This window comes from Leifsonia poae, from assembly GCF_027921845.1.
Taxonomy (GTDB): Bacteria; Actinomycetota; Actinomycetes; order Actinomycetales; family Microbacteriaceae; genus Leifsonia; species Leifsonia poae.
The window spans coordinates 313266-334079 of the sequence record NZ_BSEN01000015.1; the positions used below are offsets into that span (position 1 = coordinate 313266).

A 20814-nucleotide genomic window follows, 5' to 3' on the forward strand; every position below is an offset into this window, starting at 1 on the left:
CCGATCGGTCTACCCCCCAATACAGGGGCCCAAGGCGCGCGCGACGCTTAAGCCCGCAGGCGGAGCCGAGCCCCGGATCAGCCGAGCGCGGTGACCTTCAGCGGCACCGTGCGGCGGGCGCCCGCCGCGTTGACGACCCGCACGAACATGCCGATGGGGGAGTGGTCGCCCGTGAACAGGTCGTCGACGGTCAGTTCGACGTCACCCCAGCCCCGGTTCGAGATGTAGCCGAGTACGGCGCTGATGTCCGGGATGCCGTGAGCCTGAGCCGAGCCGTGACGGAACAGATCGATGCGGGTGCCCGCCTCCAAGGTCAGCTGGAGTTCGGGTGCGGTGGTGGTCACGGGCGGCTCTCCTCTTCTCGCACTCAGGCTATGGTCGCGGCAAGGCGCCGGCGTAGCCCCCGTAGTGGTGGATCGGTCGCCGCCGCGTGGGTCCGGGTGGCGCCCGAACGGGGGATAGGGTGTGACGGTCGGCGTTGCGAAAGGGGAGACGATGACGACACGCACTCCGGGAGACGGCGCCCACGATCCGGCCGATGAACTCGAGAACAGCCGGGAGCACGTCGGCGATCTGAGCCAGGCGGTCCAGGACTTCTCGAGTGAGCAGGAGGGCTACCACAAGTCCCTCAAGCCCAGACAGGTGCAGATGATCGCCATCGGCGGCGCCATCGGCACAGGGCTCTTCCTCGGTGCGGGAGGCCGCCTGGAACAGGGCGGACCGATGCTCGTCTTCGTCTACGCGCTCTGCGGCTTCTTCGCCTTCCTGGTGCTGCGCGCTCTCGGCGAGCTGGTGCTGCACCGTCCGTCGTCCGGTTCGTTCGTGTCGTATGCGCGCGAGTTCTACGGCGAGAAGATGGCCTACGTCGCGGGCTGGATGTACTTCCTCAACTGGGCGATGACCGCCATCGTCGATTCGACCGCCATCGCCCTCTACGTCAAGTACTGGAGCGCGTTCTCCTCGGTGCCCCAGTGGCTGCTGGCCCTCATCGCGCTCGTCGTCGTCGTGAGCCTCAACCTCATCTCGGTGAAGGTGTTCGGCGAGATGGAGTTCTGGTTCGCGCTCATCAAGGTGAGCGCGCTCGTCGCCTTCCTCCTCGTCGGAATCGTGGTGCTCTCGTTCGGCTGGCCGACGGACCAGGGCGTCACCGGGTTCGCGATGCTCGCCCAGAACGGCTGGCTGCTCCCGCACGGCGTCGCGACCATCGGCATGGCGATCGTGCTCGTGCAGGGCGTCGTGTTCGCGTATGCCGGGGTCGAGCTCGTCGGCACGGCGGCCGGCGAGACGGAGAACCCCGAGAAGATCATGCCGAAGGCGATCAACAGCGTGGTGTTCCGCATCGCGGTGTTCTACTGCGGGTCGGTGCTGCTGCTCGCGCTCCTGCTCCCGTCCGACGTGTACAGCGCGAGCGAGAGCCCGTTCGTCACGTTCTTCAGCCATCTCGGATCGCCGGAGCTCGGCGCGATCGTCGGCTCGATCATGAACTTCGTCGTGCTGACCGCCGCGCTGTCCAGCCTCAACGCCGGCATGTACTCGACCGGACGCATCCTGCACTCGATGGCGCAGACGGGGGCCGCGCCCGGCTTCACGGGCCGGATGAACACCCGAGGTGTGCCGTACGGCGGCATCCTGCTCACCGGCGCCATCGGCGTGCTCGGCGTGTTCCTCAATCTGATCGTGCCGGAGGACGCCTTCAACATCGTCGTCAACATCGCATCGCTCGGCATCGTGACGAGTTGGGGGATGATCATCCTCTGTCAGATGCAGCTGAGGCGCTGGGCCATGCAGGGGAAAATCGAGCGACCGTCGTTCCGCCTGTTCGGCGCGCCGTTCACGTCGTACCTGACCCTCGCGTTCCTGGTCGCGGTGGTGGTGCTGATGGCGTTCGACTACCCGACGGGGACTTACACCGTCGCCTCTCTCGTGGTCATCATCCCCGCGCTCATCGTCGGCTGGTACGCCAGCCGCAACAAGATCCTCGCGATCGCGCGCGAGCGGCAGGGCTACACCGGGAGTTTCCCGACGGTCGCCGGACGTTCCGGCCGGGGACCGGGCGGACCCCGGAACCCTCGGGACCAGGACCCGAGCGCGTAACGCGGCGCGAACTGGCCCAATCCGCGAGAGAAATCTAGGCTGGATGTCATGACGGGCAAGAAGGAGCCGAAGGACTCCCGCCTTGCGGCCGCTCGCTACCAGGTGGACCGGCTGACGCAGGAGTCGGGGGACGACGACGAGGGCTCGACGGCCGGGCAGCCGACGATGGAGCAGCGCGCAGCGATCATCGAGATGACGATCGCGCAGGCGATCCGTCGCGGCGATTTCGACAACCTGCCCGGATCGGGCAAGCCGCTGAAGAACCTCACGGGCACGCACGATCCCAACTGGTGGATCCGGCAGAAGATCGAGAACGAGCGCCTCACCGGGCTCGGCCCGCCCGCGCTGACGTTGCGCACCGAAGACGCGCAGCTCGACGCGAAGGTCGACGCCGCGCCGTCGGAACAGGCCGCCCGCGAGCTGCTCGAGGACTTCAATCGCCGCGTGATCGAGGCCCGGCGGCAGTTGCAAGGAGGCCCTCCGGTCGTCACGCCGACGCGCGACATCGGCGACGAATTGGCCAGACGACGCGATCGACGGGATGCGCGACGACGGGAGCTGGCGGAGGCACGCGAACGCGAGGATGCCGAGCTCGCCGCCATGAGCAGACGCGAGCGTCGACGGGCGCTGCGTGAGCGTCGCCGCCGTTAGCGGAGGAGCGCTGGAGGAGTTCGACCCCCAGGGGATGCACGCCGAGAACGCGTCGGGGTGAGACGTATCCGTTTTTTCCGGTCGTTTCCACGTCGAGACCATGCATCCCCGGGTCGTTGACCACGCTAGTCAGCCCGGCTCCGTGTGCCCAAATCGAGGGACGAAAACCGTCAACAATTGACGGGTGCCGATCGGGCGCGCGACACCGGATGCCGACCCGCGACGCGATCGATGGACAGGGCGCACCGCGGAGCGATAAGGTCCGAGCATCCAGCGAAAGGATCGACGATGTCCACTTCTCAACCGTCTGCATTCGCCTCGTTCTCGCTCAATGGCAAGGACATGACGTCCTCGATGATCAACAGCGTGCGGGTCGCGCTCGGCATCAGCGGAGCGGTCTCCCTGATCATCGGCATCATCATCACGTTCTGGCCCAAGACCGCCGCCGTGGGTCTCGCCGTGCTGATCGGCATCTACCTGATCGTCGCCGGGCTCGCCTACCTCGGTATCGGCATCTTCGCGAAGGGTCTCAGCGGAGGTGCCAGGGCGCTCGACATCATCTTCGGCGTTCTGATGATCATCGCGGCCGTGCTGGCCTTCTCGAACCTCGCGGGCACGACCGCGTTCCTGGCCGTGTTCTTCGGCATCCTGATCGGCATCGCCTGGATCGTGGAGGGCGCGGTGACGCTCGCACAGCTCGGAGACGCGCCGTCGCGCGGATGGGCGATCTTCTTCGGCGCCCTGAGCCTCGTCGCCGGTATCGTGCTGCTGTTCTCGCCGGCCTGGGGCTTCGTCGTGCTCTTCATCATCGCCGGCATCAGCCTGATCGTGCTCGGCATCATCCAGATCATCCGCGCGATCACCTTCGGCCGCGGAGTCGCCACGCCGGCTGCCTGAGCCGCGCCGACCGCTTGAGCACGGTCGCGAGCTGCGCCCCTGCGTGAGTTCTATGCGTCGGGGCGCAGCTCGCGACCGTGCGCGGTCAGAGCGTAGATGATCAGGATGTCGATGCCGATGGTGATCGACGCCCACCACGGCTGAGCGGGGATCAGCAGCATCTGGCCGATCGCCCCGATGATGACCAGGACGATCGTGATCACCCGTGCCCAGGTCGCCCCCGTGAAGAGGGCGGCGCCCGTCAGGATCATGAGGATGCCGATGATGAGGGTCCACCAGCCCCAGCCGGAGACGTCGAAGAGGAACAGGTGACCTCGGGCGAGGACGTAGTAGGGGTCGGGCGCGAAGAGCGCCACGATTCCCTGGAGGACTCCGAAGATCCCGTTGACGAGGACGATGACGGCGGCGAAGCGGCCCCAGCCGACCCACCCCGTTCGTTGCACTGTGCTCATTTCTCTTCCTCTCTGACTGCGTGACTGCCGGTTCTGACTGGACGGCTGCCGGTTCTAGAACCGTCGGCGCCGGGGAGTGATGGCCGCGCCGACCACGGCCGCCTTGGCGACCGGCGCCGGCCCCGGCGTCACCGCTCGCGTCACCACGGCTGCTTTCGCGATCGGCGCCCTCACCACGCCGACGCGTCCCACTCGTCCTGCTCGCAACATCTCAGACTCCTTCTTCCTCAAGCGCCTCTTCCGCCGCGAGGGCGTCGGCGATGTCCTGACTGTGGATGCGTCCGTCGGCGATCAGTTGACCGCCGGCACGCCTGACCGCCGCAGCGAACGGGGCGGCCCACAGGTTCTCGTAGACCAGCACCCCGGCGACACTCCCCGGGTCCATCGCCGCCGCCAGATGCGCGACATCGTCTGCTGCGAGGAACTCGGCGAGGTCGGCGGCGATCGCTTCGAGCGGGCCGATCCCCTCGAGGTCCGAGAGCTCTAGGGCCTCGACCTCGCCGTCGTCGTCCTTGATGAGGACCATCGCGTCGACCAGCCGGATCGTCTCCGACTCGACCAGGGCGACGAGTTCGTCGATCACCTCGCCGGAGAAGGTGGATTCCCCCGCCGGAAACTCGACGATCACGAAGTCGACCGGCGCCGCCGTCTCAGGTAAGTCCGTCATGGTTGTCTCCTTCAGCAAACGGGCACCATCCGTGCCTGTGCCAGAAGCTACCGCGGCCGTCGCCGGGCGGTCATCATCCTGATGGGGTGACGTCGGTCAGGGGAGCAGGCCGACTTCACGCGCTCGCAGGATGGCAGCGCTGCGGTTGGGCACATCGAGCTTGCGATAGATGTGCACGGTGTGCGTCTTGATGGTGTTGACCGAGACGAAGAAGCGCTCCGCCAGCTCCGTGTTGGTCGCACGCGTCGGGAGGAGGGCCAGGATCTCCAGTTCACGCTGTGTGAGCGGCTCGGCGATCGCGGTGCTCGGCGCGGCGATGAGATCGTTGGCGCAATCGAGTATTCGTTGAGCGTGGGCGTCACGGGGTCCGGGGAGTCTGCGGAGCAGGTTCGTCACGACCGGCCCAGCACGGAGAAAGGGATCGATCAGCTGCTCGCCGGAGGCAAGTTCGAGGGCCGCGCGCAGGTGCGCCTCGCTCGCCGCGGTCCGCCCCTCCAGCTCCGCCAGCCAGGCGCGCAGGATGCGGCCCTCGACGCTCTCGATGACGGCGTCGGGAGCGTGGGCGGAGGTCGCCGCGAGGACGATCGGGCGGGCCGCATCCGGACGCAGACGGGTCAGGGCCGTCGCGGCGCGTTCGAACCGCACGGCCGGCCCGTCGCCGCCGTCCACTGTCTCGGTCGTCGCGTGGTCCGATTCCCTCGTGAGGCGACGGGCACGGGCGCGCGCGGCGAACATCCTGTCGCGGACCAGCGCAGGGGGCGGGCCGGGCGGTGTCGCCAGGGGCGGAGTGGCCGCGGCATCACCGTTCAGCTCCTGGAGTCTGGCCTGGATGACATGGCCGATCCACAGCAGCTGAATGCGTCCGTTCGAGTCCGCCAGCGTGATGCCCTCGCGGAGCGCGTCCGCCGCCCGATGCGTTTCCGCGCGTTCGGCAGCGTCGAGCGCGCGAGCGAGATGAGCATCGGCGGTGGTCGGATGCTCGCCGAGGCCCGACTCCTCGGCGAGGATGATCGCCTCGTCGGCGAGTTCCTCGGCGGCCGTCGTGCGCCCGAGCCAGGCGTGGATCAGAGCGAGGGACCCCAGCGTGCTGACGCGCCACGGCACGAAGCGCGAGCCTTCCGAGGCGAGCGCCTTCTCGAGCCAGCGTCGCGCCTGCTGCGGCCGGCCGTCGAGGAAGCACGACCTCCCCTCTGACAGCAGGGCCAGGGTCATGAGGGAGTCACGGTCGGTCAGTCCCAGGATGTCGGGCGGCGTGACGTCGGGCTGCCCTTCCAAGTGCGCGATCGCGCGGCGCGCCATCTCTGCCGAGACCTCCGGATGCGCGCTCCACTGGGCGCGGGCGGCGAGGATGGTCTCGGCGACCATCCGCTGCCCGGCCGTCGCCTGCGGGTTCACGATCACCTGTCTCAGCAGCCCGTCGGCGACCGGAAGCTGTCCCTCGAGTGATCGCAGCACCCCGAGCAGAAGGGTGATGTCGATGCGCTCGGGAACGATCCGCGGCGGGAGTTCCCCGATCCACCGGATCACCTCGCGCATCTCGCTGCGCTCGTAGATCTCGGCGCCCCGGGTGCGGATCACGTCGAGCGCGGCCTCCCAGTCCCGCGCGCGCAGCAGGTACTCGACGGCGCGGTCGGTCTCGTCGCGCTCGAGATGCCAGTGCGCCGCGCGCCGTAGCAGCGACCGCTCGACGTCCGGCGCTTCGGCGCGGAGACGGTAGCGGAGCAGGTCGCGGAAGAGGTGGTGGAAGCGGAATCGCTCGCGACGGCTGTCGAGGGGGACGAGGAACAGCGATTCCCGCTCCACGTCCTCGAGGAACGGCCGCAGTTCGCCGTCGCCGGTGATGGTGGTCAGCAGGTCGGCGTTGACCTCGTCGAGGGCCGACGCGAGCAGCAGGCGGGTGCGGCGCTCGCCGGACTGCGCGTTGAGCACCTCCTCGCCGAGATAGTCGGTGACGAGACGGTCGGTGCCTCCGAACTGGCCGACGAACTCGTCATCGTCGTCTCGATTGCGCAGCGTGAGGCCGGCGAGCTGGAGCCCCGCTGCCCATCCTTCGGTGCGCGCGACCAGCAGTTCGACGTTGCGTTCGGAGATGGGCCTTCCCGCGATCGCCCCGAGCAATGCGGCCGCATCGGCGGTATCGAACGCCAGGTCGGCCGTCCTCAACTCCGCGACGTCGCCGCGGAGGCGGCGGCGCACCCAGCCGAGCGGGAGATCGACACGCGTGGCGATGATGAGCCTGACCTGCTCAGGGAGCCGGTCGACCAGCGACATCACATCGTCGATCAACGCACGGTTGGAGAGCAGGTGCAGGTCGTCGAACACGATGGCGGAGGGGCCGAGGCCGCGCAGCTGCTCGACGAGAGCGTCGAGGAAGGGAGCCCCGAGCGACCGACGTGCCGACTCGGCGAGGAGCGCGAGGTGCGCGGTGTCCTCTGAGATGGTGTCCAGCTGGGCGACGATACGGCGCGCCAGGTGGGCGGCCTCGTTGTCGCGGGGATCGATGTCGAGCCAGACGAAACCCAGTTCGGGGTGCTGGCGCGCCCACTGCGAGAGCAGCACCGTCTTGCCGGCGCCGGCTTGTGCGACGAGCAGTGTCAGCGGCTGCCGTGCCGAGCCGTCGATCACATCACGAAGCGCAGGCCGGTCGACGACTTCAGCAGCTACGTCCCATCCCGTGACCATATGCCCCGTCCCCATCCGGTTTCAGTGTGCCAGCACAGGCGCCCGACCACCAGACCCCCGCGCCGGGTGGATCCAGCGTCGAATCACCCGGTGCGGATGATCCGCCGTGGTGGAAAGTCTGCGATGGTTGCCCGATCGAGACAGCACAGGAAGGTCATCGTGGGCGCTGCAACCTTCGAGATCGTGATAACGGGGACGCTCGGGCCGGCCATCGCCGGCGCATTCGAGGGGTTCACCGTTTCACGCGTCGAGCACGGTCGCACGCATCTGGTGGGGCCGATCGACGATCAAGCGCGGCTGCACGGCCTGCTGGAGCTGCTCGCGAGCCTCAACATCGAGCTCGTATCGGTGAACCCGATCAGTCCTCGGGGGGCGGCGTAGTCCGAGCGGCGTGATGAGCCGATCGATGCTCGCGCCGGTCGGCCTTGGCAGCCGCCTGGGTCGCCTTGGCAAGGCCCCTGGTCTCGTCGGTCGGTCCGAGGGCCGGCCTCCACCAGTGGGCCGCCGGGTCGGCGTCGACGAGGAGCGTCTTGGCGAACAGAGTCAGCGGGATCGCGAGGATCGCCCCGATGGGTCCGATCACGACGGCCCAGAACAGCACGGAGAAGAAGGTCACGGTCTGGCTCAAAGACACGGCGTGGCCGACCACGCGCGGCTGGATGATCGACTGCACGACGGCGTTGATCACCCCGTACACGATGACGATGGCGATCACCGTCGGCCAGCCGCCGACGAGGAAGCCGAACACGAGCGGCGGGATGATCGCGAAGAAGTATCCGATGTTCGGGATGAAGCTGCAGAGAAAGGCGAGAAGCCCCCAGAGCAGGGCTGCAGGGACGTGCATGATGTACAGGGCTATCGCGTTCAGGGTGCCCTGCACGACGCCGAGCACGGTGGTCACGACCATGTAGCGCCGTACGTCCGACGCGTACCGGCTGAGAGCGGCGACGAGGTCGGGTTTGTGCTCGCCCAGCTGGCCGAGCACCGTGCGGGCGTACACGGCGTCGGCGGCCATCAGGATCATCATCGTGAGCACGATCACCAGTGCCCCGGTGATGCCGACCACGCTGCCGAGCGCGTTCGTGAAGAAGGCGACGATGTTGTTCGGGTTGATGCTCTTCTGGATCTCCTGCACCTGGGCCTGCCCGATGCCGATGCTCTTCAGCCACGCTGCGATGCTCGTGCCGATCTGCTCGAACTGCGCCGAGTACGACGGGAGCATCGCCACGAACTGGCCGAAGGCGATGATGATCGTGTAGGTGAACGCCGCGAGCAGCCCGAACACGACGAGGATCACCGAACCGGTGGCGATGCCGCCGGGCACGCCGCGTTTCAGAAGTCCCGTGCGGACCGGGTTGGCGCAGATGACCAGGATCAAGGTGAGCAGCGTCGGCGCGAGGATGCCGCGGATGCCGCTCAGGCCGATCGCCGTCACCGTCGCGGCGGCGAGCCCGACCAGGATCGTCGTCGCGCGGGGGAGTCCTGCTGCCATGCGCCAACGGTAGGGTCCGCCCGGACCGGCGACATCATCCCAACCGGGTGATGTCGGGAGGCCTCGCGCCGATTACCGTCGTCCCAACACCCGATGGACGATACGAGGGGAGGGTGCATGTGGGCGGCGCTCGGCCACATCCTGCCTCTAGCGGTCGCCGTCGCGCTCAGTTCCGTCCCCATTATGGCGACGATCCTGATACTCCTCTCGCCCAACAAGGGGCGGTCGTCGCTGACGTTCCTGATCGGCTGGGTCCTCGGGCTCACGGTGACGGTCGTCGTGTTCATCCTGCTCGCCTACGTGATCCCTTCGTCGAAGTCCCGAGGCCCGGAGTACGCGATCGGCATCATCATGATCGTGATCGGCCTGGCGTTGATCGCGTTCGCGATCGTCCTGTGGAGACGAGGATCCGGGTCGCCGTCCAGTGGCATCCCGAAATGGCTCTCCGCTGTCGGCTCCCTGGGGCCGTGGTCGGCATTCGGCCTTGCCCTGGTGCTGAACGTGCGGCCGAAGGCCATCCTTCTGAGCGCCGCAGCGGGGCTGTCGGTGCGCGGCGACGAGCTGACCGGCGCGGAGGCGGCGATCATCGTCTGCGTCTATGTGGTGATCTCGGCATCGACAGTGGTCGTGCCGATCATCGCGAGCCTGGTGCAGCCGGACAAGACGGAGCGGCGTCTCGTGCGTACGCGCGAGTGGATCGCGGCGAACAACCGCACCGTCAGTGTGTTGATCCTGATGCTGATCGGGGTCGTGATCGTGGCAAACGGGCTCACACGCTTGTGAGAGTCGTCGAGCCTCCAACGGAAAGGAAGAAGACAGATGGCTGAATTCGAATACGGGCCGGTGGAGATCTTCGTCATCGGTTTCGACGGGGAACGCCCCGGCCGGGACGTCGTCGACGCGATCCTCCGGCTCATCGCGCAGGACACCGTGCGCCTGCTCGACCTGCTGTTCGTATCGCGTGCACAGGACGGAGACCTCCGCGTGGTCGAGCTCGAGGAGATCGCGGACGAGTACGGACTCGAGGGACTCGAGGTAATCGAGCTCGGACTGGCCGGTTCCGACGATGTGGACGACATCGCCGAAGCGATCGTGCCGGGCACGAGCGCCGCGTTGCTGGTCGTCGAGCACGTATGGGCCCGCGAGTTCGCCGAGGCGCTGTTCGAGGCCGGCGGTCGCGTGCTGCAGACCGAGCGGATCCCCGCTCCGGTCGTGAATGAAATGGTCGCCGCAACGTCCGAGTGACGGCGGCAGAGTGAAGGAGGACGAAGATGCTCGGTCGACGGATGGGACGCGGAGGACTGCTCCGCGCGGCAGCGACGACAGCGGTGGTGGCGGGTACGGCGACGGCGGTCTCCGGAGGGATCCGGGGACGTCAGGACGCCAAGGCGCAGCAGGCCGCCGAGGCGCAGGCCTACGAACAGCAGCAGCAGCAGGCGCAGATGGATGCGGCGGCCCAGAATGCGGTCGCTCAGCAGCAGGCGCAGCAGGCGGCCTACGCCCAGCAGGCGCCCGCGCCGGCGGCGGCACCCGGCAACGATTTGATGGGGCAGCTGCAGAACCTCGCGAACATGCACTCCCAGGGCATCCTGTCCGACGAGGAGTTCGCCGCGGCGAAGGCGAAACTGCTCGGGTAGCGCGTTCGCCTCTAGCACCGGAGGGCATCCGCGTGATGTGATTCGACAGAACCGTGCATGCCTTCGAGGAGGACATCATGACCGACCAGATCGCCGAGACCGCCGTCGGTGACATCGCGACGCGTTCAGCGGGCGCGATGTCGCTCGACGGCCGCCAGTTCCAGTTCAGCGGTGCCCTGGCATCGGGATTCTCTCCCGGTTCGTTCGTGACGGTGCTCGACGAATCGGGCAGGCGGCAGATCGGCCAGGTGGAGGACATCCGGGTCGACGGCGATTCGCTTCTCGGCTCCGGACGCATCCTGGGGGTCCTCACGCCGGACGGTCGGCTGAACGGGCGCGAGACGTTCGCTTTCGTCGCGGCCGCCATGGAGGACGCGGACGCCAGAACGGTCGAGGCTCTGTACTCGACAGCCGGGCAGACGCTTCCGATCGGATCCTTCCTCTCCGAGACCGATGTCGCCGCCCGCCTGCTGCCGCATCGCTTCAACCGCCACACGTTCTGGGTGGGGCAGAGCGGCTCAGGAAAGACCTACGCACTCGGAGTGCTCGTGGAGCAACTCCTGCTGCACACCAGCCTGCCGATGGTGATCTTCGATCCGAACGCCGACTTCGTGCGGCTGCGTGAGCCGATCGACTCGGCGGCCGACGGAGGGGCCGCGGCGGACGGCAGGACGCTGGGCGAACGCGACATCCGCGTCCTCCGGCCGGCTTCCGCCGAGCCGGATGCCCTCCGGGTTCGGTTCGTCGACCTCTCGATGCACGCCAAGGCAGCTGTGCTGCGACTCGACCCGCTGGACGACCGCGCGGAGTACAACGAGCTCGTTCACCTGGAGGAGACGGTCGGCACCCTCGGCGCCGAGCAGGTCCTTCCCAAGCTCCTGGAGCGGAACACCGACTCGGCGCGTGCCCTCGCCGCGCGGGTCGAGAACCTGCGGGTGATCGACTGGTCGGTGTGGGCGCTGGGGCATCAGGCGGTCACGGATGTCATCGAGACGCGTCCGGATGCGACCGTGCTCGACCTCGGTGGCTTCAGCTACCCCGACGAGTCGCTCGTTGTCGCGATGGCGGTGCTCGACGACCTCTGGGCGAAACGGGAGCAGCGGCGACCGGTGCTCCTGGTCATCGACGAGGCGCACAACCTGTGCTCTCCCGACAACGACAGCCCGCTCGATCGCGCGGTGCGCGAACGGATCATCCAGATCGCGGCGGAGGGCCGCAAGTTCGGCCTCTGGCTGCTGCTGTCGACGCAGCGGCCGTCGCGCATCCACCCGAGCATCATCTCCCAGTGCGACAACCTGGCACTCATGAAGATGAGCTCGCCGCTCGACCTCGACGAGCTGGCGACCATCTTCGGCTTCGTTCCGTCGACCATGCTCGCCCGGTCGCCGCGCTTCCGGCAGGGCGAGGCGCTCTTCGCCGGCGGCTTCGTGCCGGCGCCGTCCCTGGTGAAGATGGGAACGCGTCTCACCCGGGAAGGCGGCGCCGACGTGTCGGTGCCCATCCGGCCATGAAGAAGTGGCTCGTCGTCACCATCCTGGGCGCCGCGCAGTTCGTGATGGTGCTCGACGGCACGGTGATGAACGTCTCGATCTCGACCGTCGTGGAGGACCTCGGCACCACGGTCGCGGCGATGCAGGCGGCGATCACGTTCTACACGCTGACGATGGCCGCGTTCATGCTGCTCGGAGCCAAGCTCGGTGATCTCTGGGGCCGCCGCACCGCGTTCGTCATCGGCTCCTGCGTCTACGCCGTCGGCTCGCTGCTCACCGCGCTCAGCCCGAACGTGGTGGTGCTGTTCATCGGCTGGTCGGTCGTCGAGGGACTGGGCGCCGTGCTGGTGATCCCGGCCATCGCGGCCCTCGTCGCCGACAACTACCGCGGACGCGACCGGATCACGGCCTATGCGGTGATCGGCGCCGTGTCCGGCGGTGCGGTGGCGGCCGGCCCGCTGATCGGCGGGTTCATCACGACGTACTCCAGTTGGCGCTACGTCTTCGTCGGCGAGGTGGTGATCATGGCGGTCGTCGTCATCTTCTCGCGGCTGGTGACCGACCGCACCCCACGTCGTGCCGAGCGGATCGACCTGCTGAGCGTGTTGTTGTCGGCGTTCGGCCTCGTCTTCATCGTCTTCGGGATGCTACAGAGCAAGACCTGGGGATGGTTCATCCCGCTCGCCTCGCCGGAGATCAACGGAGTGCTGATCGCACCCTTCGGCATCTCGCTCACGGCGTGGTGCATGGTCGTCGGCGGCGTGCTCGTCGTCGTCTTCTTCCGCCGGCAACGCCGACTCGTGCATCGGGGACTCCCGCCTCTCGTGCACGCCGAGCTGTTCTCGATCACGCAGTTGCGCAGCGGTCTCTCCGTGCTCGGCGCGCAGTACTCGGTGACGGCCGGCCTCTTCTTCATCGTCCCGGTGTACCTGCAGATGACGCTCGGCCTCGATGCCCTGCAGACCGGACTCAAGATCTTCCCGCTGTCGGTCTCGCTCATCCTGTTCTCGATCGTGGGCACGGCCCTGTCGCGGGTGTGGTCGCCCCGACGCGTCGTGCGGCTCGGCCAGCTCATCCTGGTTGCGAGCGCCTTCCTGCTGCTCGGCTCGGCCACGAGCGACCTGCGCGGCGGCCTCTTCGCCGCGGGGATGTTCTTCGCCGGCGCCGGTCTCGGGCTGCTCGCCTCGCAGCTCGGGAACGTGAACATGTCGAGTGTGTCCGAGAAGGAGACGAGCGAGGTCGGCGGGCTGCAGGGGGTGTTCCAGAACCTGGGTTCGTCCCTCGGCACCGCCCTGATCGGTTCGATCCTGATCGGCGCGCTAGCGACCACGTTCGCTTCCGGGGTGGCGACGAGCGAGCTCTCGTCCGACGCCAAGTCACTCGTGGCCGAGCGGACCGAGAAAGGCCTGGCAATCGTGCCTGCGTCGAGCGTGAAGGAGATCGGTGCCGAGGCCGGATTGTCGTCCGACGACGCAGCGGAGTTGTCCACGATCTACCGTGACTCGCAGCTCGAATCGCTGCGCGTCGCGTTCTTCGGGCTCATCGCGATCAGTCTGCTGTCGCTGCTGTTCTCGCGCGGCATACCGGCGGAGGTCCCGGTGAGGAAGACGAAGGAGAAGGAGGCGGCGACATGACGGCGGAGGGGGCCGGGGAGCCGGAGCAGACGACGGACCACCCGTGGCGCGGCGCGTGGATCACGGAGGAGTCGGTCTACGGCACGATTCTGGTGAGCGGCATGATCGTGGTCTCCGGTTCGTATCACGCGACGTCGATCGAGACCTTCTTCAGCGTCATCACCACCGTCATCGTGTTCTGGGCGGCGCACCTCTACGCGGGAACGGTCGCCGGCCACGGCGTGACGCCGGGAGACCGGACGACACTGCCGATGGCCTTCCGCCAGTCGCTCCGGCGCTCGCTCGGCTTTCTGCTCTCGGCCCTTCCGCCCTCGGCGGTGCTGCTGCTCGGGGCGCTGCAGATCGTGCCGGACAAGCTGGCCGTCTGGACGGCCCTCTGGCTCGGCGTCGTGCTGCTCGGAATCCTCGGCTACCGGGCGTTCGCGTTGCGGGGGAGCAGTTGGCCGGTGCGCATCCTTGGGTGTCTCGGGACGGCGGCGTTCGGCGTGCCCATGATCGTCCTGAAGGCCTTCATCCACTGACGCGCGTCCACTGATGGGCATCCACTGACGCGCGTCTCGCCGCCGCGCGGGTCGTCGCTGCGGTACCAATCCGTTCGCGGCGACCGCTCCGAATGCCTCTCTGTTGCCGGCGATCCGGTGACCAACCCCTGAAGGCGGTCCCGCCCGCATCCGCCGCGGGCGGGCCGTCGGGGAGCGCGCTCCGCGCATCCCGTGCCATGATCGGGGTGTGACCGGGCGACTGATGCTCCTCGATACTGCTTCGCTGTACTTCCGCGCGTTCTACGGGGTGCCCGACAGCGTCAAGGCCCCCGACGGCACGCCGGTCAATGCCGTGCGGGGTCTGCTCGACATCATCGCGCGCCTCGTCACCGAGTTCGAGCCGACCGAACTGGTCGCCTGCTGGGATGACGACTGGCGGCCCGGGTGGCGCGTCGAGCTGATCCCCAGCTACAAGGCCCACCGGGTCGAGAAGTCCGTGGCGGGCGGTGTCGACGTGGAGCAGACCCCGGAGGGGCTGGTCGCTCAGATCCCGGTGATCCGGCAGGTGTTGGATGCGCTCGGCATCGCGATCGTCGGCGCCGCTCATCACGAGGCGGACGATGTGATCGGCACCCTCGCCACGGGAGCGGGGCGGCCCGTGGACATCGTGACCGGTGACCGCGACCTGTTCCAGCTCGTGGACGATGCAGCCGGGGTGCGGGTCATCTACACGGCCAAGGGCATGAGCAACCTCGAACTCGTGACCGACGGGGTGATCGAGTCGAAGTACGGGATCGGCCCGCAGCAGTACGCCGACTTCGCCGCGATGCGGGGCGACACCTCGGACGGCCTCCCCGGGGTGTCGGGCGTCGGCGAGAAGACCGCCTCAGGTCTGCTCCGCGAGTTCGGCGACCTGACGGCCATCCGAGCGGCCGCCGCCGACACCGCGACGCCGCTCTCGCCGACCGTGCGCGCCCGCTTCGCGGCCGCCTCCGACTATCTGGATGTCGCCCCACGCGTCGTCGAGGTGGTGCGCGATCTCGAGCTGCCCGCCTTCGATCCGGTGCTCCGCGCGGTGAAGGGCGAACAGCTGGCGGCGGCCGAACAGCTCGCGGACACCTGGGCGCTCGGCGGGTCGATGGATCGCGTGCTGAAGGCGCTCGGGGGAGAGTGACGCGCGTGCCGGACACCGCATTCGGCTGGCTGGTCGCACTCGAGATCGCGCTCGCCGTCGTGACATTCGTCGCGCTGTGCTTCATCGTGGCGCCGTACGGCCGGCACAACCGCGGCGGGTGGGGGCCGACGGTGCCGAGCCGGGTCGGCTGGGTCGTCATGGAGTCGCCGGCCTCGATCCTGTTCCTGGTGTTCTACCTCCTCGGCGAGCACCGCGCCGAGCTCGTCCCCCTGATCTTCCTGGCGCTCTGGCAGCTCCACTACGTGCAGCGCGCGTTCGTCTACCCGTTCCTGATGCGCGGCGGCGGCCGGATGCCCGTCAGCGTGATGGCGATGGCGATGCTCTTCAACCTGCTCAACACCTGGATCAACGCCCGCTGGATCTCGGAGTACGGCTCGTACGCGACGTCGTGGCTGGCGGATCCGCGATTCCTGGTGGGAGTGCTGGTCTTCCTGGCCGGGTTCGCGCTCAACATCGGCTCGGATCGCATCCTGCGCCGCCTGCGCCGACCGGGATCGTCAGGCTATTCGATCCCGCAGGGCGGCGGGTTCCGCTACGTGTCGAGCCCGAACTATCTGGGAGAGATGATCGAGTGGATCGGGTGGGCCGTCGCCACCTGGTCGCCGGCGGGGCTCGCGTTCGCGCTCTATACAGTGGCCAACCTCGCCCCGCGGGCGGTGTCGAACCACCGGTGGTATCGGCAGACGTTCGACGACTATCCTCCCGAGCGCAGGGCGCTCATCCCGTTCATCGTGTGAACGGAGGAGCGGAAAAGTACGGCGTCTCATCGCCGGCTGCCCTCAGGCCGCGCCGCGTCGATCGTTGCGGAGACGCAGGGCGCGCACCGCGAGCCCGACCGCGACCACGAGCACGCCGACGGCGACCCCGGCGAGCGGGAGGGTGAGCGCCAGCACCGCGCAGCCGAGCATCCCGAGCAGTTGCAGCCCGCGAGGGAAGCGGCGGCGGTCGGGGAGCTGCGTGAACGCGGCCAGGTTGGCGATGAAGTAGTAGAGGAGCACGCCGAACGAGGAGAACCCGATCGCGCTGCGCAGGTCGACCGTGAGCACCAGGATGACGATGACGGCGGCGAGCGTGATCTCGGCCCGGTGCGGAACGTGCCAACGCGGATGCACGGCGCTCAGCATCCGGGGCAGATCGCGTTCCCTGGCCATCGCGAAGGCGGTGCGTCCGATCCCGGCGATCAAGGCGAGGAGGGCACCGAGCGAGGCCAGCGCCCCGCCGACGCGGACGACGGGCACCGACCACGCCCAGCCGGCCGCGGCGACGACATCGCGCAACGGGGCGGGCGACGCCGCGAGCGCCGATGGCCCGAGGGAGCCGAGCGCGACGATGCCGACGGCCGCGTAGACCACCACCGCGATGCCGAGAGCGATGCCGATGGCGGCCGGGATGGTGCGCTCCGGCGAGCGGACCTCCTCGCCCATGGTCGCGATGCGGGCGTAGCCGGCGAAGGCGAAGAACAGGAGGCCGGCCGACTGCAGCACGCCGTAGAGGGTCGTGTCGACCGCTCCGGACGTCGGGGCAGCGTTCCAGGCCGTCGCTTCCGCGGCGACAACGACGGCCAGCACGGCGAGCACGAGCACGACGATGATGCGCGTGAGCTGCGCTGTGCGGGTCACGCCGAAGTAGTTGACGGTCGCGAGCGCGACGACAGCGACGACCGCGACCGGCTTCGTCCAGCCGGGAGGCGCCGCGTACGTGGCGAAGGTCAACGCCATGGCGGCGCAGCTCGCGGTCTTGCCGATCACGAAACTCCAGCCGGCGGCGAACCCCCACCAGTCGCCGAGCTGTTCACGGGCGTACAGGTACGTTCCGCCCGACGACGGGTACGTCGCCGCGAGCTGCGCGGAGGAGGTCGCGTTGCAGAAGGCGACGACAGCCGCGATCGCGAGTCCGGCGAGCAGCCAGCTCCCGGCGGCCGATGCCGCCGGTGCGAACACCGAGAAGATGCCCGCGCCGATCATGGAGCCGAGCCCGATCATGACAGCGTCGCCGAGACCGAGCCGGCGGGCCAGGGCGCCGGAGGTGGACATGCGGGAATCCTACGGGCGTGCGGTGACCGGCGCGTGAACGCCGGTCACCGCACGGTACATCCGGTCAGGCGGTCGCTGCCTCGCGTTCACGCGCCGACGGAGGCACCCGCAGTCCAAGGTTCTCGCGGAGAGTGTAGCCGGCGTACTCCGTCGGGTAGACGCCCCGCTCCTGCAGCTCCGGCACCAGCTTGTCGACGATGTCGTCGAGGCCGCCCGGCACGAGCCACGGGGTGATGTTGAACCCGTCGACGACGTGTTCGTCGGCGAACCGCTCGAGCTCGTCGGCGACCGACGCGACGCTGCCGACGAAACCGCGACCCGACGACAGCCGGATGACGAGCTGCCGGATCGACAGCCCCTCCGCCTCGGAGAGCGCGCGCCACTTCTCCGCCGTCGCCAGAGCCTGAGCCCCGCGGAAGCCGGCGCCGCGCGTCTCGCCGGTCGTGTCCTGCACCGGGTCGACGGTCGGCAGCGGACCGTCGGGGTCGTACGCGCTGAGGTCGGTACCCCAGACGTTCTCGATGAACGCGAGCGCCGTCTGCGGTGAGACCTGCTGCTCCCGCACCCAGCGCGCCTTCTCGGCGGCCTCCGCGTCGCTGTCGGCGAGGATGAACTCCTGCCCGGGGAAGATCTTCAGATCGTCGGCCGGGCGACCGGCCTTCAGGGTGCGGGCCCGGATGTCGGCGGCGAAGGTCTTCGCGTCGTCGAAGCCGGCGTGCGCCGAGAAGATCACGTCGGCGGTCCGGGCAGCGAAGTCGCGGCCCTCGGGGGAGTCGCCGGCCTGGAAGAGCACGGGGTGCCCCTGGGGACTGCGGGGGAGGCGGCTGAGCGCGCGGACGGCGTAGTGACCGGTCGCCCCGTCGACCTCCGCCGACGGGTTCGGGGTCGACCACGACGGGGCCGTCGCTGCGGTCGCCACGGCGTCGTCGTCGAAGGCGCCCCAGACGGCTTTCGCGATGTTCACCACGCTCTCCGCGTGACGGTAGCGGTCGGCGTGGTCGAGATACCCGCCCCGACGGAAGTTCTCGCCCGTCCACGCGTTGTCGGTGGTGACGATGTTCCAGGCGGCGCGGCCGCCCGAGAGCAGGTCGAGGCTGGCGAGACGGTGCGCGAGGTCGACGGGGTCGTTGTAGGTCGTGTTCTGGGTGGCGACCAGGCCGATACGGCTGGTGACCGCGGCGAGCGCCGCGAGCTGTGTCTGCGCATCCGGTCGTCCGGCGACGTCGAGTTCGTGGAGCCGCCCGAGGTGCTCGCGCAGCCGGAGGCCCTCCCCGAGGAAGAACGCGGAGAAGAGCCCGCGTTCGGCGGTCTGCGCGAGGCGGCGGAAGCTCTCGAAATCGATCTGCGAGCCACTGGCGGGGTCGGACCAGATGGTGCTGAAGTTCACACCTTGGAAGAAGACGCCGAAGCGCAGGGTGGTGCGGGCGGTGGTCATGAGATGCTCCTAGCGGGCGGTCGCGTAGCGGCTGACGGGACGCGCGAGCCCGAGGCTGTCGCGCAGGGTGCCACCGGGGGCGGGCGAGGTGAAGACGCCGGCCGCGCGGAGGCGGGGGAGCACGGCGCGGCCGAGCTCGTCGAGGTCGATGTCGAGCACAGCCGGATGCAGGCGCACGCCGTCGACGACGCTCGCGAGCCCGGTCAGCAGGTCGACGAGAGCCGGAGCGCTGCCGACGAAGCGGGCGCGTTCCGTGCTCCACGCGGTGTGACCGTCGAGTGCCTCGAGCCGGTCGGCGGCATCGACGCCCGCGTGGTCGAGCACCACGTCCAGCTCCACGACCACCAGGGCCGTGCCCGTCCTGTCGGACGCCCGGGCGGCGGCCGCCCCGGCCGCGACGGCCGCGATGAGTTCCGTCGTGTCGTCGGCATCCGTGCCCGCGGTGAGGAGGGCGACGTCCAGCTCCACGGAGCCCGAGAGGGCGGCGTCGCCGAACACCGGCAGCTGACCTTGGGGCGGCCGCGGCACGATCGCCGGACCGACGATCGAGTAGTCGCCTCCGGCGAACGCGGCGTAGTGCACGCGATCTCGATCGAGGTACCGTCCGGTGGCGACATCCCGGATCTCGGCGTCGTCCTCCCACGAGTCCCAGAGCCGACGGGCGACCTCCACGGCGTCGGCCGCGCGCTCGCGCGCGGCGTCCGCGTCGACGGCCGGGCGTCCGTAGAGGGCGGCGATGCGCGCATCCGGATCGACGGTGACCAGCCAGCCGGCACGGCCACCGGCGGCGAAGTCGAGGCTGGCGAGCTGGGTGCCGACATGGAACGGTTCGCTGTAGGTGGAGTGCGCGGCCGGCACGAGACCGATCGCTCCCGTCAGCGGGGCGGCGAAGGCGGCGCGCTGCACCGCGTCGATGCGCGCCGTGATGTCGGGACCGGCCGACGGCGGTAACGGGGAGTCGTCGAAGGTCGCGAACGTGAAGCCGGCGCGCTCGGCCGCGGCGACGCGGGCCGCGACCGTGCGGCCGCTCAGCAGCTCGGCCGGTGTGTGACCGGATGCGCGCCACGCCGCCGGGTGCGCCCCATCGCCGTCGAGTTCCACTCCGACGACGAAGGCGCCGGCGACTGTCCCGCGGCTCATCGTGCGCTCCGCTCGGCCGGGATGCGCTCGCCGGCTTCGATCGCGACCGCGAGCCGGTTCTCGCTCGGCGGCAGCGGGCAGATGGCGAACTCGGTATAGGCGCAGGGCAGGTTCACCGCGCGGGTGAAGTCGAGCAGCACCGAGCCATCCGCTCCCGGCGCCGCGATCTCGAGCGAACGGTTCGCCGCGTAGGTGGTGACCCCGCTGGTCGCGTCGGTGAAGAGGGCGAACAGGCTTCCCGGCGCGCTGCCGTTGAAGACGGTGAGCCGCTGGGGCACTCCGTCGAGCTCGAACTCGACGACCCCCGGCGCCTCGTAGACGTGCTGCAGTCCTTCGACCGCCGCGTCGACGGTCACCTCGCGTGGTCTGTCGAAAGGCACGAAGCGTGCGGGCACCGCCCAGCGGGCATCCGGTGCGTAGGCGGGGGTGCCGCGGTAGTGGGTGCGCAGTGGATTGTCCGGATGCCGCGGGCGGATGATGTCGGAGCCGCCGCGCTTGGCCACCTCGACCACCGCATCGCCGAAGGCGGCGACGATCCCGCCGCGCTCGGCGATCGGGCCGAACGCGTGGCGGCCGGTGACGGTGACGCCGTCGACGAGCAGGGACTCTCCGTCGTCGAGCTCCACGACGGGCCCGTCGCTGCCGGTGGACCACGCCCCGGGGGCGTCGTCGAACCGGGTGGGCTCCTCGGTGAGCCAGTGCAGACCGGTCACGGCGAGGAAGCCGTGCTCGGCGGCGCGGGCGGTCTCGTGGCGGTCGTGCCAGGCGACCCAGTCGGCTTCGAAGGTCTCCTGCTGCGCCTGTTCCGTTGCGATTGTCATGGGCTGGACGCT

At 69.1% G+C, this 20814-nt stretch carries 22 protein-coding genes; 12 read left to right on the top strand and 10 right to left on the bottom strand.

All coding sequences use genetic code 11. The annotated features are described in order from the left end of the window. Positions 1 to 77: 77 nt before the first annotated feature. The gene (locus PKE84_RS16235; RefSeq protein WP_271178297.1) at positions 78 to 344 is read right to left on the bottom strand and encodes a hypothetical protein; all 267 of its coding nucleotides are present in this window, start codon (positions 342 to 344) and stop codon (positions 78 to 80) included. A gap of 151 nt (positions 345 to 495) precedes the next feature. Between PKE84_RS16235 and PKE84_RS16240 the strand changes: the two genes are divergently transcribed. The 3 genes from PKE84_RS16240 to PKE84_RS16250 all read left to right on the top strand — a co-directional run bounded on the left by PKE84_RS16240 (position 496) and on the right by PKE84_RS16250 (position 3642). Continuing rightward, a complete protein-coding gene (locus PKE84_RS16240) occupies positions 496 to 2094 on the top strand; it encodes an amino acid permease (RefSeq protein WP_271178298.1) in 1599 nt (532 codons plus the stop codon). 48 nt (positions 2095 to 2142) lie between these two features. Beyond that, positions 2143 to 2745, top strand: coding sequence for a DnaJ family domain-containing protein (locus tag PKE84_RS16245; RefSeq protein WP_271178299.1), 603 nt, complete (start codon positions 2143 to 2145; stop codon positions 2743 to 2745). 288 nt (positions 2746 to 3033) lie between these two features. Next, the gene (locus PKE84_RS16250) at positions 3034 to 3642 is read left to right on the top strand and encodes an HdeD family acid-resistance protein (protein ID WP_271178300.1); all 609 of its coding nucleotides are present in this window, start codon (positions 3034 to 3036) and stop codon (positions 3640 to 3642) included. 50 nt (positions 3643 to 3692) lie between these two features. On the opposite strand, the gene PKE84_RS16255 is transcribed toward PKE84_RS16250, so the two are convergent. The 4 genes from PKE84_RS16255 to PKE84_RS16270 form a co-directional block, all read right to left on the bottom strand. Then, the gene (locus tag PKE84_RS16255; RefSeq protein WP_271178301.1) at positions 3693 to 4094 is read right to left on the bottom strand and encodes a DUF7144 family membrane protein; all 402 of its coding nucleotides are present in this window, start codon (positions 4092 to 4094) and stop codon (positions 3693 to 3695) included. A 54-nt stretch (positions 4095 to 4148) separates the two neighbouring features. After that, positions 4149 to 4304, bottom strand: a complete 156-nt coding sequence (locus PKE84_RS16260) for a hypothetical protein (RefSeq protein WP_271178302.1) — start codon at positions 4302 to 4304, stop codon at positions 4149 to 4151. Between the two features lies 1 nt (position 4305). Further along, positions 4306 to 4761 (bottom strand): DUF6325 family protein, encoded by a 456-nt coding sequence (locus PKE84_RS16265; protein ID WP_271178303.1) that lies wholly within the window; start codon positions 4759 to 4761, stop codon positions 4306 to 4308. Positions 4762 to 4857: 96 nt separating this feature from the next. Further along, positions 4858 to 7458 carry a winged helix-turn-helix domain-containing protein gene (locus tag PKE84_RS16270; RefSeq protein WP_271178304.1) on the bottom strand — a complete coding sequence of 867 codons (2601 nt, stop codon included), beginning with the start codon at positions 7456 to 7458 and terminating at the stop codon, positions 4858 to 4860. Between the two features lie 144 nt (positions 7459 to 7602). Here PKE84_RS16270 and PKE84_RS16275 point away from each other — a divergent pair, with 144 nt between their 5' ends. Beyond that, entirely contained in the window at positions 7603 to 7824 is a 222-nt protein-coding gene (locus PKE84_RS16275; RefSeq protein WP_271178305.1) for a DUF8691 family protein, read from the top strand. Here the strand turns inward: PKE84_RS16275 and PKE84_RS16280 are convergent. Further along, positions 7802 to 8935 (bottom strand): AI-2E family transporter, encoded by a 1134-nt coding sequence (locus PKE84_RS16280; RefSeq protein ID WP_271178306.1) that lies wholly within the window; start codon positions 8933 to 8935, stop codon positions 7802 to 7804. The genes PKE84_RS16275 and PKE84_RS16280 overlap by 23 nt on opposite strands. 93 nt (positions 8936 to 9028) lie before the next feature. Between PKE84_RS16280 and PKE84_RS16285 the strand changes: the two genes are divergently transcribed. The 8 genes from PKE84_RS16285 to PKE84_RS16320 all read left to right on the top strand — a co-directional run bounded on the left by PKE84_RS16285 (position 9029) and on the right by PKE84_RS16320 (position 16110). Then, positions 9029 to 9718: a GAP family protein gene (locus PKE84_RS16285; protein ID WP_271178307.1), complete on the top strand. Its 690-nt coding sequence runs from the start codon at positions 9029 to 9031 to the stop codon at positions 9716 to 9718. A gap of 36 nt (positions 9719 to 9754) precedes the next feature. Next, entirely contained in the window at positions 9755 to 10180 is a 426-nt protein-coding gene (locus PKE84_RS16290) for a DUF6325 family protein (RefSeq protein ID WP_271178308.1), read from the top strand. 26 nt (positions 10181 to 10206) lie between these two features. Continuing rightward, a complete protein-coding gene (locus tag PKE84_RS16295; RefSeq protein WP_271178309.1) occupies positions 10207 to 10572 on the top strand; it encodes an SHOCT domain-containing protein in 366 nt (121 codons plus the stop codon). A gap of 77 nt (positions 10573 to 10649) precedes the next feature. Then, positions 10650 to 12083 carry an ATP-binding protein gene (locus PKE84_RS16300; protein ID WP_271178310.1) on the top strand — a complete coding sequence of 478 codons (1434 nt, stop codon included), beginning with the start codon at positions 10650 to 10652 and terminating at the stop codon, positions 12081 to 12083. After that, the gene (locus PKE84_RS16305) at positions 12080 to 13696 is read left to right on the top strand and encodes an MFS transporter (RefSeq protein WP_271178311.1); all 1617 of its coding nucleotides are present in this window, start codon (positions 12080 to 12082) and stop codon (positions 13694 to 13696) included. Before PKE84_RS16300 ends, PKE84_RS16305 begins: the two co-directional genes overlap by 4 nt. After that, positions 13693 to 14217: a hypothetical protein gene (locus PKE84_RS16310; protein ID WP_271178312.1), complete on the top strand. Its 525-nt coding sequence runs from the start codon at positions 13693 to 13695 to the stop codon at positions 14215 to 14217. The genes PKE84_RS16305 and PKE84_RS16310 overlap by 4 nt, the downstream gene beginning before the upstream one ends. 208 nt (positions 14218 to 14425) lie before the next feature. Beyond that, positions 14426 to 15352 (top strand): 5'-3' exonuclease, encoded by a 927-nt coding sequence (locus PKE84_RS16315; RefSeq protein WP_271178313.1) that lies wholly within the window; start codon positions 14426 to 14428, stop codon positions 15350 to 15352. A gap of 5 nt (positions 15353 to 15357) precedes the next feature. Continuing rightward, the gene (locus PKE84_RS16320; RefSeq protein ID WP_271178314.1) at positions 15358 to 16110 is read left to right on the top strand and encodes a DUF1295 domain-containing protein; all 753 of its coding nucleotides are present in this window, start codon (positions 15358 to 15360) and stop codon (positions 16108 to 16110) included. Between the two features lie 42 nt (positions 16111 to 16152). Here PKE84_RS16320 and PKE84_RS16325 read toward each other — a convergent pair whose 3' ends face one another. From PKE84_RS16325 to PKE84_RS16340, 4 genes are all read right to left on the bottom strand, one after another. Continuing rightward, the gene (locus tag PKE84_RS16325) at positions 16153 to 17406 is read right to left on the bottom strand and encodes an APC family permease (protein WP_271178315.1); all 1254 of its coding nucleotides are present in this window, start codon (positions 17404 to 17406) and stop codon (positions 16153 to 16155) included. Between the two features lie 64 nt (positions 17407 to 17470). Continuing rightward, complete coding sequence (locus PKE84_RS16330) at positions 17471 to 18841, bottom strand: NtaA/DmoA family FMN-dependent monooxygenase (protein ID WP_271178316.1); 1371 nt, start codon at positions 18839 to 18841, stop codon at positions 17471 to 17473. Positions 18842 to 18850: 9 nt separating this feature from the next. Then, positions 18851 to 19981 carry an LLM class oxidoreductase gene (locus PKE84_RS16335; protein WP_271178317.1) on the bottom strand — a complete coding sequence of 377 codons (1131 nt, stop codon included), beginning with the start codon at positions 19979 to 19981 and terminating at the stop codon, positions 18851 to 18853. Next, complete coding sequence (locus PKE84_RS16340; protein WP_271178318.1) at positions 19978 to 20802, bottom strand: DUF1684 domain-containing protein; 825 nt, start codon at positions 20800 to 20802, stop codon at positions 19978 to 19980. The genes PKE84_RS16335 and PKE84_RS16340 overlap by 4 nt, the downstream gene beginning before the upstream one ends. Positions 20803 to 20814: the final 12 nt, after the last annotated feature.